Source organism: Bacteroides sp. AM16-24, assembly GCF_003471885.1.
Taxonomy (GTDB): Bacteria; Bacteroidota; Bacteroidia; order Bacteroidales; family Bacteroidaceae; genus Bacteroides.
Map to the genome: position 1 here is coordinate 83670 of NZ_QRKI01000003.1, position 15050 is coordinate 98719.

7 protein-coding genes are annotated in these 15050 nt (G+C 38.7%); all 7 read right to left on the reverse strand.

Annotation, left to right across the window (positions count from 1 at the left end; translation table 11 throughout):
* Positions 1-6: 6 nt before the first annotated feature.
* From DW182_RS04865 to DW182_RS04895, 7 genes are read right to left on the reverse strand one after another with little or no spacing between them, the layout of a single operon-like run.
* Entirely contained in the window at positions 7-2700 is a 2694-nt protein-coding gene (locus DW182_RS04865) for a sugar-binding domain-containing protein (protein ID WP_147400110.1), read from the reverse strand.
* On the reverse strand, positions 2697-4502 hold the full coding sequence (locus DW182_RS04870; RefSeq protein ID WP_118294861.1) for a hypothetical protein: 1806 nt from the start codon (positions 4500-4502) through the stop codon (positions 2697-2699). Before DW182_RS04870 ends, DW182_RS04865 begins: the two co-directional genes overlap by 4 nt.
* Positions 4499-7249 carry a sugar-binding domain-containing protein gene (locus DW182_RS04875; RefSeq protein WP_118294862.1) on the reverse strand — a complete coding sequence of 917 codons (2751 nt, stop codon included), beginning with the start codon at positions 7247-7249 and terminating at the stop codon, positions 4499-4501. The genes DW182_RS04870 and DW182_RS04875 overlap by 4 nt, the downstream gene beginning before the upstream one ends.
* A 29-nt stretch (positions 7250-7278) precedes the next feature.
* Positions 7279-8901 carry a glycoside hydrolase gene (locus DW182_RS04880; protein WP_021968376.1) on the reverse strand — a complete coding sequence of 541 codons (1623 nt, stop codon included), beginning with the start codon at positions 8899-8901 and terminating at the stop codon, positions 7279-7281.
* A gap of 34 nt (positions 8902-8935) precedes the next feature.
* Complete coding sequence (locus DW182_RS04885) at positions 8936-10555, reverse strand: RagB/SusD family nutrient uptake outer membrane protein (RefSeq protein WP_022209426.1); 1620 nt, start codon at positions 10553-10555, stop codon at positions 8936-8938.
* Positions 10556-10568: 13 nt separating this feature from the next.
* On the reverse strand, positions 10569-13589 hold the full coding sequence (locus tag DW182_RS04890; protein ID WP_233564078.1) for a TonB-dependent receptor: 3021 nt from the start codon (positions 13587-13589) through the stop codon (positions 10569-10571).
* Between the two features lie 22 nt (positions 13590-13611).
* Positions 13612-14955: a hypothetical protein gene (locus DW182_RS04895; protein ID WP_233564079.1), complete on the reverse strand. Its 1344-nt coding sequence runs from the start codon at positions 14953-14955 to the stop codon at positions 13612-13614.
* Positions 14956-15050: the final 95 nt, after the last annotated feature.

Genomic DNA, 15050 nt, shown 5'->3' on the forward strand with positions numbered 1-15050 from the left:
ATTCTTTTATTTTTGTTTTTTCTCTGTTTTCAAATAGTTTAATAAACTGTGGAAAAGTGCCTTAACTTCCGGTTCGTCAGCTATTGCAAACAAGTCGGAAGAACATACTAATGCTTTTGTTCCCGGTAATTGGTATATCAACCCTAGCTTATGATTTCGTTCGAAATTATCGATTACCTGTACAATCGGGTAATAATCTTTTGGCATTTCATCTAGTATTATAGGGCTGGATTTCTTTATAATATTCCACCATTGCCAGTTAGAGTGGAAATCCGTTGGAAAAGAATTGAAAATACTGTGTTCCGGACTTTCAATTAGTAATCCCAGTGTTCCGGGAGAAGACTCTTTTCCAAGGCTTTTGGTTACATTGTCAAAGACTTTGTAGTTCCAAAAATCACTAATGAAAAGTCCTCCTACCGATTGATCTTTGATATCCTTTTCTTTGGGGATATATAAAACCGGTTTTTCCTCCTGATATAATTTTGCGAAGACTTTACTATCGCGGGTCACGGTCACTCCGTCTATGACTCCTTCTTTTATTTTATCATAACGGGGATATACCCATATATTCCATGAGTTGTGGTAAGACGTATTTTTTAGGGCAATGCGGAAAGTCAGCTTTTGGGATTCCTTTACGTGGTTAAGTGGTATATGTAAACTTTTGAAAGTTGATAATTGGCCTTGCGGAATGGCTGTATTTCTGATATCTTCTGAATAAAGAGTTTCTCCGTCTTCGGTAGACAATGTGCATGATATGATTTTGTCCTTTATATCGGACTGTCCATAGTTGGCAATCTGGACTTCTGTAACAAATGTTTCGTCCGTGTTCCAGCAGTATTTAGAAAAACGTGCCAATGGGACTATGTCATTGCAGAATTCATTCCATTTTTCTGTGGAGATAACATTCTTGGATTCCAAAAATGCGTCGAGGATACCTACTAAGGCAGTGCCTTGTCCTGGATAGTCTTGCAGATCGAGCAACTGGAAGCCACCAAATTGTGGAGTACGGAGCGACATTTCGATTTCTTCTCTGTAACACAATGCAGCCAATGCGCCTGATGCTTTCAGAAAAGCTTTTGCCTTAGTACTCATACCAGTCTCTTTCAGCCTGTTTTTGAATACTATGAAGTTCAGTGGACGTAATACTCCTGTATATTTGTCTATTTCCTCAAAATTGGGATATACTTGATATTGTCCGGTTTCATGTCCTATTACTGGCTTATCCATACCTTGTATGGCTGTTGTAAAGTTGCGCATGGCGTTTGGAACGTTGCAATTTATTATACCTCCCTGATTGGAATCGGCAAAAGAGAAAGAACCGCGTAGGTCTGTACTGTTATTGTTGGCCGCTTTCCCATGTCGCATAGCGACGAAGAAATCTTCTTCTGTATGGGTTTGAGGGTCCCAGTAATGATTGTTGGTTCCTAAAATATAGAGATGGCGTTTATCATATTTCTTCAAATCTTTCACTATACTTGCCATTATAGCGGTGTCTCCTTCAAGCTCGTTGCCTAAACTGAACATGACAAATGAGGGATGGTTTCCATATGTTTGAATGATTCTTTTGCCTTCCTGTTTCATATAAGAAATGAGAATGGTGTCTTTTTCCCGGTATGTTCCCCATAAAGGTAGTTCGGGTTGGAGAAATATACCTGTTTCATCAGCTGCATAAAAAGCTGCCTGGGGAGGTGTCCATGAATGGAAACGTACATGATTGATACCATAGGAACGGATGGTTTCGAAGTATCGTTTCCAGTCATTGATTTCCATACTTGGATATCCAGTCAATGGAAAAACTCCACCTTCATTTTTTCCACGCAAAAAAACAACCCTTCCGTTGTTTATGAATTGTGTCCCTGCCGTTTTGAAGTCTCTGAATCCGGTCTGAATACATTGGGAATCATAATTGGGTATCTCTATTCGGAAGTTATACAGGCAGGGGGTATATTCATCCCATAACTGCGGAACGGGAATTCTTACTTTTATTGTATGTTCCGATTTACCTTGGGGAACTGATACTTTTACAGTTTCTTCTACTACCTTGCTGTCATCGGAATTTATAACCACTATTTTTATTCCTGTATCTGTTTCCTTTGAATAATTGGCGAGTGATACCGTCACGAGGCAGTTACCGTTGGATGGACTGTCTATTCGTATTTGCCGGATACAGATATCAGGTAATTTTCTTAAATAAAAATCACCGAGAATGCCGTTCCAGTTGCTCTGAGTATGTTCTGAGTATGCATGCGAACCGCCCAATGGGAGCAGACTTTTAGTGTTGTCTATTTTGATTCTGATACTGTTCTTGCCGATTTTAAGCAGCGAATCAATCATATATATATGTGGAGTGGACACGCTGTTCTGGCTTCCCCAAAATATTCCGTTGATAAATACTTCGGAAACTTTTGTTCTTTCCATAAACAACTCTACGGGATGATTTTCCCATGAAGCCGGAATTTCAATATCTTTTTCATACCACGCTGCTCCTTGGTAGCTATAGGTTTCGGTCAGAATATTGGTTACGGAATCCTTAGGCTGAAAACCGACTTTGTTTTCGGCAAGAGAACCCGGCAGCATTACTTTGTATTGTACAGAATCAATTTTTACTTTCCACTCGCCAGACAAATCTATTACTGACTCTGTCGGTGTACAGGAAAGCATCAATAATGCAACGCAGGAAAGTATCAAGATATTCTTCATTTTAGTACCTCCTTCCAATTGCCTGAATAATATGCTTTATCCAGTCGTTTTCGCATTTTAGTATCTTTGTTCAGCTCTGCCAGATGGCAAAGATCTTTATAAATATAGAAATTAAGCCAATATCCGTATGAATATCGTTCGAACGGAGTGTGAGGTTGTTTCCAGAATGAGTACCAGCTTGTGTTCAGGTTATATTGTCCTGCTACTTCTATGGCATCTTGTCCCCGTTCCCACATTCCATTTGTACATATATCAAATAATGCTTTGACATCTTCATATTTCATCTCAGAGGTATCATAAATCATCCCCGAATCATCGATATTCAGTTCAAGCAAAGATACACGTTCTTCAAATATTCTGTCTCCGTTAAGGTCATATTCTATCAAATCGAAAAATCCATTGTTATCGGTATCCGTATACTTGACTGTTGCGAAAGACTCTGGGTCTTTGTGTAAACGTTGCTCTTTTTCTCCCGGGGGATATAATCCACCGTATCCCTGAAAGCATTTTGCATTTTGGTCAATGCGCCAGGCACCCCATTCAGCACCGAAAAGATGTATCTTTCCGTCGATGGGGGAGAGGTACAGTCTCCCTTTTCCAGAGTTATCCTGATCGAACTCTCCACGGTCACCGGCTGCATCAGCTTGCTTGTGGCTATCGAGTCCGCCTTGTGTGGCACCTACTTTGAAAAGGTCGTATGGATAGTAGAACTCTACACGCTCCCAACGGTTGCAGTCGTCGTCCTCATCAAAGACAAACCAGCAGTAATCCCACTTCCCTTTTCGGAAAATCATATTATAAGCCACTTTTTCGTCCGGATAGATAAGTTCGGACATTTGTCGCCAACGTGGGTCATAAATATATCTGTCAGCCTCCGGAAGCCCGCGCAGGTTTTTAAATTTATGTATCTGATCAGAATAATCGAATCCTTTTCCATAGAAATGGACAGTCATATCAAAATCGAATTCGTTGCCCTGCCCGTTATCATTATCCACATCCCAAGAGATACTTGCCCAAGGAATGCGGCCGCTATACACAACATCTATTTCATCAGACACTTTTCTGAATGTTTCATGGGGAGTATCCCCGTTACAGGGACGGACGTGTGGAATATCCATCAGGCGGACAGACATTTCAGTCAGGTTATCATTGTCGTGATCGTAGAAGATGAAAGGATTTTCGCAGTTGAAGCGAGTGTCGGCAACTCTGAAACTAGATGAGTGCATTTTCAGCAATAGTGTGTTCCCATGATAATCTTGAAAGAAATTAGAATGACCACTATGTTCCCAGCATAAAGGGAGTAGTTGGTTCCAGTCGATGAAACTTTTGATATCATCCTTCTCAATATCTATAACAATAATGAAATCAGAGTCCCAGTCATAGCCGCAACGAGCATCGGCACTGCCGTTATAAATAACCAATTGCATATCGGCTATTCCGTCTTCGTCTGTGTCCACCCAGTCTATGCATAGGTCTTTCGGACCACCGAAGATGCCATCTTTGTTCAGGTCTATCAGCAGGCAATCATTATCTGTATCACCTTCCAAATCATCGTATCTCATATCTCCGTCGTCATCAATCCACATGACGGGAATGCTGTCGAGGACGAAAGCACGGATGATATCTGGCGTACCGTCTCCTGTGAGATCTTCATAAGTGAGTTCAGTCTTGTCTGCCGTCAATGGAAAACGCCATGGGGTGAGTTGAGTGTGCTCATTCCAGTATTTCTGCTGGGCATATAAATTATATGTCACGGCTGAAAAAAGGATCAACAATATCAAAGGGATATTCTTGTGTTTCATGGCTGAATAAATATCTTGTCAATCATTTCGTTAGTAAGGGTCACTTCCGGAGAGAAATCGGGTGAATTAAGGTAGTTTACCAGACTGTAATACATCTGCCGTGCAACAGGGCTATGAGCCATAATCCGGTCAAAGGCGATAGAAGTAACCATTAGTTTTCCTTTACCCACCTTAGCTTCAAAAATTAGGCCTATCTTTCGATTGTTGTTCCAATCTGGAATAATCTGCACTAAGGGTTTAAATTCATAAGTAGTATGATCAAGCAACATAGGTTTCGAATTACGCACCAAGTCAAACCATTGCCAGTTTGAATGTTCTTCTGTAGGAAAATGTCTGAATAAGACATGTTTGGGATTACATAAAATGCCTAAAGTATTTGGAGGTGTACCAGACCAGACTGCATTCCAGGATATGCTGGAAAAACAAGGGGGCACGTCAGATTTTACTTGGGCAGTATCAGCAAGCAACAATACCGTTCCTCCTTTCTGCAAATAATGTTTGACTCTATTATTCCATTCTCTGGTCAACATTACTTTTTTTTCTGATATTTCTGGTAGCTTGTCTGGGTAAACCCATATAGCCCAGTTATTGGAAAATGAGGTGTTTCTAATTTCCATCTTCAATACCATCTTTGCAGCTTGACAAATTTCGGTCAAGGGAATAGAAATTCTTCCCAAGTCAGTAATGCCACCATTCGGAATATCTAGTTTAAAGGAGCCGTCTTTATAAACACTGCCATTCAGATATTCAAGTTTCCAGTCCACTACCGCTCCTTTTAGTTTTTCTTTCAAAAAATTAGCTACTTGGGCATCTCCTTCAAAAGTCTCATTTTGACTCCACACCAACTTATCAGTACGTAATAAAGGAAGACAAGGACTTTGCATCTGTTTGAATGTTTGGGCATCCACATAAGGCTTAGCGTCATAGAAAACATCAACAACTCCGACCGGTGAAGTACCCTGACCAGGGAAGTCATTTAGTTGAAGTAAATGATAGCCTCCGAAACCAGGGGTGCGGAAATAAGATTCAAATTCTTCCTTTTTTTGAAGAACTTGGAACTTGCCTGAAGCGATGTGAAAATCATGAGCCTGATCAAGCATTTTTTTATTACGGAGATCTTCTCTAAAAAGTTCATAGTTATAAGGTTTTAAAACCCCTATATATTTAGATATTTGGTTAAAATCAGGATAAGCACACCATTGTCCTATCTCATGAGTCACCATAGGTATTGAGAATTTTTTTACATAATCTATGTAATCATATCTTGTGTTTAATGGCTGTGAGTTAAAACGTCCTTTCAGGCCTTCCTGCCAACGCTGTGGACGAGCACCATAAAAATCGAAAAAATCACTTCCTTCCACTGTAGGATAACCAGATGCAGCCACATAAAGATGACGTGAGTCTTTCTTCCATTCAGTTAGCATTTCTTTTAGAAAATCCACACAACCTTTTCCAATTAATTCATTGCCTTCGCAAAAGAAGGCAAAAGACGGATGATTTCCATATTCCTTAAAAATACGTTGAGCTTCATCTAAATAGAAAGCATTGGTTGCCTCATCTTCCCCTACCGTAAAACGCCAATCCGAGTTTTCGACTTGTAAATACAAGCCCAATTCATCTGCAACTTGAAATGCGGACTCAGGGGGACACCAAGAATGAAAACGAATGCAGTTCAATCCGTAATCTTTATATACCTTCATTACCTTTTTCCACTCTTCATAACTCATCGGAGGATAACCGGTAATGGGGAACTCGCAAGAATTTACAGCACCGCGAATAAATGTAGGAATATCATTTATCGTGAAATGCGTACCTTTTGTTCCAAAGTCACGAATACCAAACTTTATTTTTCGCACATCACTCTTACCGCAACACTTTATCTCATAGTCAATTTCATACAGATTAGGCTCAAATTCATCCCAAGTGTATAGCTTATCTCCCAAATCATAGTAATGTACCAAGTGTATTAAAGAATCCGAACTATTAAAAGTTGTATTTTTCTCCTTTAGATGCAAATCTTGAGAATCATTCAAAAAATGACAATTTATCCGTATATCGCCGTTAACCGGCAGGTTACTATAGTTCACAATCTGCGCCACAATCTTTAGCCTTTTTTCTTTTTGTAAAGGATATATCTGTACATCAGCAATATGTACCTTACTCACAGCCTGGATTTCCATACGTCCAATAATGCCATTCCAGTTAGTCTGTGTTTCAGCACTGATGGCATGTGTATAGGCTATATCATGGATGTTCCCATTATCTACTCTAATGCGAACAGTATTCCAGTCTCCAAACTTTACATAAGAAGTTATATCATACAAATGTGGTGTAGAAAGACTTTCCTCTTTTCCGACAAATTTCCCATTAATCCACACTTGGCTTTCCCAATGTACTCGTTCCAAAAACAGAAAAAGTTGTTGGTCTTTCCAAGATTCAGGAATAAAAATATTTTCTTTCTCATACCAAGCTGCTCCACTATATTCAAACATGCGAGTAAGCCGAAGCGAACTCATATCTTGCGTTTTAAATCCTTTTCCAGCTTGGTCTGTAGACCCCGGCAGAGTTATTTCTTCTGGAAACTTAGATACAAAATTACTTCCTTTTACCGGAATACTAACATTCAAAGGATCCAATTTAAAGTTCCAGATACCAGCTAATGAAATATGATCTTTTGACGTTTCATTCTGTGCGTGTACTGAAAGCAGACAAAAGCAACTTAATATGAGAAAGAAAATATTACGCATAGAGTCAATATTTCAAGTTATTCATTACATTATTCTAGTTCACCAACAAAAGTTACGACAGACTTTGCCGGAACAACAATCTCATTAGTTTTTATTGCCGTTCCCTTTCCTAAATTGGATGTTTCAGAAGTGGTGTAAGGAGTTAAAGTCTGATTCTTCAGTTTCAAATCTTGAAGATTATATTTTCGGTTGACAGAACCGATATTAACTGCTACCAAAACTATCTTTTTGGAAGAACCGTCTTTGTATGCGCTAATCATAACATCTTTACCCTCTTTCTCAGGGTCTGGATTTTCGGTAATAACGGCAACACGTTTCATACCCGGACGGACAAAAAAAGAATAATTACCTAGCATCCACATAAGCTTAGAGTCCCTGGCAAATCCATCTTTTTTGCAATAGTCTGTAACTTGTGAACCATTATTTGTTCCATCATCCAGATATACCAAACCGTCCTTGTAGTCTGCACGGGTAAGAGCTGTCCACCAAGACCAAGAGGAAGCATTTACCAATGTCAAATCATTGTGAATAGTACGTGCAACAAAAAGTGCCGTTTGCATACCCAAATCGCGTTTATTTCCGTTTCCGTTAGGAATTTCGGACTCTCCGGGGCTTTCGAGGATAGAATACTCAGTTTGCCAATATTTTAAGCCGCTGTGCTCTTTTATTTTATCATTCAAGGCTTTACGATGTGAAACTAAATCCTTGACGGGCCAAACAGTCCAATAACTGTGTCCAGTCATTACTCGCTCTACATTGGGCAGAGAAGCAATGCTCAACGGAGATGACGGATTCCAAAAATCATCAATCTGATTATCAAAGTTCTCATTATCTACATTTTTATACAAATATTGAATACTCCCAGCTTCGCCCAATGCTATTTTGGTAGCCAATCCTCTTTTGCTGAGTCTTTCTGATAGCAATTTTACGAACTGAGATATTTCTTCATTGGTGGCGGGAGTCCCTTCCTGGCTGCCTTTACTCCAATCCCATTGTGGCTCATTCACAGGACTTAAATAATCAAATTTAACTCCTTCTTTCTTCTGCAAGTTATCAATGCATTCTACTAAAAAGTCTGCATAATCAGGCATCATACCTGCCTTGATATTCATCCTTTTCTCTTTAATTGAAAAGCCTTTCCCATTTATGGACATATGAACCGGAGCACTTAGGTTAAAAGCCAGAAAACGCTCAACCCCTCTGTCTCGAGCAGCTTTTAAAAACCATCTCTGTCCTTCATATTTATTCCAATTGTAAGTACCATCAGCTGATAAAAAGCATTCAGACCGTCTCCACTCATCCGCAATGTCGCTATCAAGCCCTTGTTCTGTGCTTCCCGCACCAATGTAAAATCTCCACATGGACAAGCCGATGCCTTTTGGATTTCCATTTTCATCGACTTCCTGGCTAAACAGCCAATCGGCAATTTGATTTCTTTTCTCTTCCGGCCAATATTTTCCTACCATCTGACAGCGCCAAGCATCTGATGCCCCAAAGCCGTCAATTGTCTGCATTTCCTGATTCAAGTCTACTGAAATATTTCTCACCTTATTGTAAACAGGCGGTTCTGGAATCTCCAATTTGGAACTACATGCCGTAACTGAAAACAGTGTACAGATACCTAATATCTGCAAATATTTGCTATTTCTCATTTCTATAAAATTTAAGTTTGATCTCTTATGTTTATTAGTAATTAGGATTCTGTGTTACAGTACCAAAACTACGATCTATTTCCGATTGAGGAATGGGCCATACCAAATGTTTATTGATATCGAAGTTGATACCTTTGTTCTGTAGCTCTTTAAGGTTGCTCGTTTCATACTGATCCGTTGATTCATACATATTGTAACGAACAAAACTTCCATTCGGACCGAACAAACCAGCTATAACGGGTTGATTAGTGACCGGATCTATCTGTCTCCTAATATCAAACAGACGCAATCCTTCAAATGCCAGTTCCATTCTGCGCTCTTTCCAAATAGCATAAAGTATTTCGTTACCGGTTACAGTTCCTTTTTTCGGAGAAAGTTTTACTCGAGCACGAATGATGTCTACATCATCCATTGCTTCATCAAACATACCCAAGTGAAAAGCTGCTTCTGCACGCGTCAAATATATTTCTGCCAAACGGATAATTGGAGTATTCAAAGGAGCGTTATATCTTTTATCTTCCAATGTCCTACGAGTAGCGATAGGAATATAGTATTTACGGATTACACGCCCAGACTTATTCTGTGCCAAGTCAAATACATAAGTAGGGTTTAAATCCTCATCACCATATACAGCGTCACCACAAACCGTTATTGTACTGCGCCTTCTTATCTCATCTTCTTCCGAAAGATAACAATTTTCTAAATCGCTGGTGGGTACTCCCCATCCCCAACCATCCATAATGTCATTGGGGTCTTTACTGGGGAAATTTTCCAAACTTTCACCACGTCCTCCACAAAGTGTAGAAAGGGGATTGCCCAAAATCTTACCCACTTCAGGGCTTGTCTGAACTTCAATAAGCGATTCTATACCATTGTGATTATTGACGTTCCAAATATCCAGAAAATCAGGTTCTAGTTTACAGCCACTATTCATGATTGTGGTATCTGCATAATGATAAGCTTCTTTCCATTTTCCTTGATATAATGAAACTCTTGCTAATAATGCAGTACAAGTCCATACAGTAGCCCTACCTTTTCCTTCACTTCCATACGTAGTATTTACCATGTGAACGGCTGACTTAAGATCATTCTCTATTTGCTGATATATTTCTTCTTTACTAGAACGTCCTAGATTCATATCATTGGATGAAAGCATTTTAAGTACCAATGGTACACCCCCAAAATTGCCTACAAGATCCAAATAATTATATGCGCGACAAAATAGAGCTTCACCGACATAAGACTTTTTTTTGTCTTCAGAAATAGGAGCTTCGGGAATAGAGTTTATGGCAATATTACATGCCATAATATTCTTATATCTCTCCTTGAATAAATCTGTAAGATATCCCATTCTATTGGGAGTGATCAAGTATTCCGAAGCTGGACTGAATCCATCAGTAGATTGTCCGGTATTTCCCATCCAAGCATCATCGGTAGCCGTTTCATTTGTTATTCTGGTATGAGCTATCGGCTGCCAGTCATTATTCAACAATGCACGCTTATACAAGTCAATGACAAAGTCACGACATTCTGTATCTGTCTTAAAATAGTTATCCAAATCTTGAACACCTCTTTTTTCGTGTTCAATAAAATCTTCACAAGACATAAATCCCAATGAAGCCGCTATTATGAAAGCAAATATATTCTTTTTCATGATTTACAATCTATTAAAATGTTACATTTACACCTACTGAGTATATACGTTGTACTGGATAAGTCCATCCGCCAAATCCAAAACTCAACACACTACCTGAAACTTCGGGTTCAACGCCGTTATAGCCAGTTAAGGTAAACAAGTTTTGTCCTGCTATATATAATCTCAGTTTATTGACGCCAGGGATTTTCTTAAAAGTATACCCCAATTGTAAATTCTTTAGTCTTAAGTAAGAACCATCCTCTATGTAGAAAGATGAGAATTTGGTAAAGTTCTCATTATGATCTTGAGTAGATAAGCGAGGAACATAGTTAGAAGTTCCTTCACCGTGCCAAGCCATATCAAGTAAACCGCTCACCTTATTCACTTTTCCACCACTGCCGGCAGCATTGTACAATTCTTGAATATTCTGATTGACAAGATCATTACCGATACTGGCATAGAAGTTTGCCACTAAGTCAAAGTTCTTATAACCTAAGTTCAGATTAAGTCCCATCGTCATATCAGCCCATGGAGAACCAATCTTTGTACGGTCATCTGCATTCAATTGTCCGTCTCCGTTTATATCCTTAAATCGAATATCGCCAACTTGTGCGTTAGGTTGTAAGAACTGTCCTTTGTTATTAGTATGACGATTCACTTCAGTCTGATTCTGGAAGATACCGTCAGCCACATATCCATAGAAGAAAGCAGGCTCTTCACCTTCTATTGTCTTTGTCTTTTCACCATTTCCATACAATGGGTCTTTATCGCCTGTCAACTCTGTCATATTGACGTTGAAAGTAGTCAAGTTTAAAGTAGTTCCAAAGGTAAAATCTCCCCAACGGTCATTGTAGCTGATTGCCATTTCAAAACCTTTGGTACGCATAGAACCTACATTTGTCCAAATCTTGGCATCACCCGGGTAGCCGGAATAACTGGGATAAGCTTTCTGAAAAAGCATATCTTTGGTATTCTTTATATAATACTCAAAAGATCCCGTTAAACGATTATCAAATAATCCATAATCAATACCAAAGTTATAGTCTTCTACAGTTTCCCATTTCACATCCTCATTTTTAACCAAACTGGGGTAAACAGTATTCACCACATTATCGCCCAATACATAGTAACCTTGTCCTAATTGAGACATATAAACTCCTGAAGGAAGATTCTGATTACCTACGCGTCCCCAACCTATTCTAAGTTTAAGGCTGTTAAGTACAGATTTTATACTTTCCATAAACGGCTCATTAGACATACGCCAAGCAATAGAAGCTGAAGGGAAAGAAGCCCATTTATTCTTGGACAGGAATTTGGAAGAACCATCCACGCGATAAGTAGCTGTAAGATAATACTTATCATTATAATTGTAAGTTAGTCTACCTAAATAAGACAAAATAGAAGTGGTAGAAGAATTACCTCCGGTCTGTGGATTGACGGTACCAGCATCCAATTCATGTAAATTATCTGAGTTGTTGGGCATTTTTTCATAGCTTCCCCACAAAGTAGTACTATTCCATTCTTCCAAGGTGTTACCTACCATAAAAGAAAAATTATGCTTATTTGCAAAAGTTTTTAGGTATGTCAATGTATTCTGCAAACTCCAATTACGATAAGTGGGCTTGTTACGCGTGAACTTGTTGTTCGTCTGAAATTCATGAGCCGCATCAATAACAAAATCCGGTGCAAACGTATTAGAGATTCGAGTATCTAAGTCTATAGAGAATTGAGATCTAAATATCAAATCTTTTATCGGCTTAATTTCAAGATAGGCAGAAGATGACAAAGCATAAGAATTATTACTTTGATTCCATCTGTGAACATAACCAACTGGATTCCAAATTTGAGAAGGAGAACGGGAATATACACTATATTCATTTTCAGTACCATTTAATTCATCCTCAGGTTTAAAAATGGGGGTAATAGGATCCACTCTGTCAAAGTCCGACCAATTAGTAGGATTCCCCCATGATTCATAACGCGGATTTAATGAGAATCCAGCTGAAAAATACTTATTAAATTTATAATCATTGGTAAAACGAGCTGTAAATCGCTTATATCCTCCCTTCTGGTAGAAAGAATCTTGCTGAAAATAATTTAAACTAACCGAATACTTATTCTTCTCCGTTCCACCCTGTACACCCAAACTTGCATTCAATTGAGGGGTAAACTGACGAATACCCGCATCCCACCAATTTGTTGTTTTACCTGCAAAAGAAGCGGGATTTTCAAATTCCTCCGGATAGCCGGCCTGACGGGCGGCTGTATTCAATATTTCAGCATACTCCACAGCATCTGCCATATTATAAGGATTTTTCATTTCCTGTACGCCATAATGCATATCGAGATAGAATGAAGGTTTGCCTTCCACTCCCTTACGAGTAGTAACCATAATAACTCCATTTGAGGCACGACTACCATAAATGGCACTGGCAGAAGCATCTTTCAAGACTTCAATGCTCTCAATCTCATTAGGATTAAGAAAATTGATTCCTTCGCCCATAGGAACCCCATCAACCACATACAATGGGTCAGTGGACAAGTTGATGGTAGAGAAACCTCTAATCAAAACCTTTGGCTGACCACCTGGATTCCCGGCTCCTACAATTGTTACACCAGCCACCTTTCCTTGAAGACTTTCGGTAGCATTGCTTACATTCATTGATCTCACTTCTTTTCCTTTCACAGAAGAGATGGAACTTGTTAAATCACTTTTTTTCTGTACGCCATAGCCTACTACCACCACTTCTTGAAGCAGCTCTGAATCTTCTACCAAAGTTACATTAATGACAGTTCTATTCCCTACCTTTTCTACAATGGTTTTGTAAGAGATAAAAGAGAATGACAGTTTGGAATCTATTCCAGCTACTGTTATACTGTATTGTCCATTCACATCAGATATACTACCATTGGTAGTTCCTTCTTCTTGGATATTAACACCTATCAGAGGCTCATTTTTGTCGTCAACAATAGTTCCTCGAACCTTTATCTGCGCATTAGCTGTAAGGCAGAAGAAGAAAACAACAAGAGAAAATATAATATTTCTTTTCATGACTATATACATGATTTAATGATTATTCTTTCAATAATTTAGCACGCGCAATCTCAGTATCAATAATGAATTTATAACTTCCCTTTTGATTTACCTTCAAATAAGGTTGGCTTGAGCCCATATAATCAATAATACCATTTTCAAGTAAGCGCCAATATTTACTCCAACCCGGATAGGTAATGGTTACATTAAGCTGGGTTGCGTTCAGTATAAGAGTTCGTCCAAGTATATATGGATTCTCTGCGTCGGGTGTGAGTAGACAGTTTTTATTAGCGGGATCCCATCCGGCACCTTCAAATCCGTAACCACACATCGTGATATCAGGAGAATCGTGCACAGCTGAAGAAGGTATATAAGGAGTCACAGTATATGTTTGCTCTTTGGTATTTGCTACAATCTCATAGTATCCCTTTGTTGGTAGCACTATTGGTGCGGCAGAAGGACTATTTAGCAATTTACCGTTCTCTTCTGATACGCCAAAGCAGTGAGGTTCAAAAGCGCTCTCCTGTCCCAAAAAGTAGATTTCCTTATTATCACAATCCGCATAATATTTGAAAGTAAATATACCATTTGATTTTTTATGATAGAGCATCGGTACTCCACAAACATCGGCTGTTAAATCAGTTCCCTTAGGAACATCGGCCAAGAACAAAGTAACCATTTCACTGGAAACAATATATTTAATTTTCTGTGTTTTCCTGTTAGCTTCTACAAAGTTATCAATTGCTGTTATTTTTAGTTCATACTCTTCCGGTTTGGATGGTAAAGAATAAGTTTTGTTGAAAGAGTACTCTTTCTCGCCGTTTAATTTGATTCTTTCCATGATACCCAATATCGGTTCTTCCACATATACTGAATCTAAGCCTGAATCATCAGTGACTTTAAAGGAAAGTGACAATTCCATCTTGCTTTCCAATAGCTGTACTGTTCCGTCTTGTGGTGATACATTTGAAAAATTAGGAGCATTAAAGTCTCCATCCAAATGTAATGTAAGCTCTTTGGTTACAACATTTCCAGAAACATCCTCCAGTGCAAGATTTACGATATATACATCTTCATTTTTCGTATCCTTTGGTGCCAGAAACTCATAAGTCAACTCATATTCTGTAACTAAAGTATCTGTCGGGAATACAATTTCCTTATCCAGATAAAATTCTGGAATCACAATTTTCAAAGACTTAAGGCCTAAATCATCTTTTAAATCAGCCTTAATCACAAACTTTCTGTTGGGATTAGAATACAATTCATCACGCAACACTTTTATTTCCGGGGCATCAGATGTAGGATAGGAGATACCCTCATCGTCCGAACATCCCATAAAGCAAAGCAGCATTAATAATGCTGATAATCTAAATAAACTCTTCATAATATTAATATTGTTGTTAACTAATAGTTTATTTCTAAGTGAATTACTGTACAGGGAAATGTGTCGATTTTGGCACATCCCCGTACAATAAGAGC

Bases quoted from the DNA above. Each gene is read 5' to 3' on its own strand.
- DW182_RS04870 (WP_118294861.1), bottom strand. From the start codon at position 4,502: ATGAAACACAAGAATATCCCTTTGATATTGTTGATCCTTTTTTCAGCC.
- DW182_RS04865 (WP_147400110.1), bottom strand. From the start codon at position 2,700: ATGAAGAATATCTTGATACTTTCCTGCGTTGCATTATTGATGCTTTCC.
- DW182_RS04880 (WP_021968376.1), bottom strand. From the start codon at position 8,901: ATGAGAAATAGCAAATATTTGCAGATATTAGGTATCTGTACACTGTTT.
- DW182_RS04875 (WP_118294862.1), bottom strand. From the start codon at position 7,249: ATGCGTAATATTTTCTTTCTCATATTAAGTTGCTTTTGTCTGCTTTCA.
- DW182_RS04895 (WP_233564079.1), bottom strand. From the start codon at position 14,955: ATGAAGAGTTTATTTAGATTATCAGCATTATTAATGCTGCTTTGCTTT.
- DW182_RS04890 (WP_233564078.1), bottom strand. From the start codon at position 13,589: ATGAAAAGAAATATTATATTTTCTCTTGTTGTTTTCTTCTTCTGCCTT.
- DW182_RS04885 (WP_022209426.1), bottom strand. From the start codon at position 10,555: ATGAAAAAGAATATATTTGCTTTCATAATAGCGGCTTCATTGGGATTT.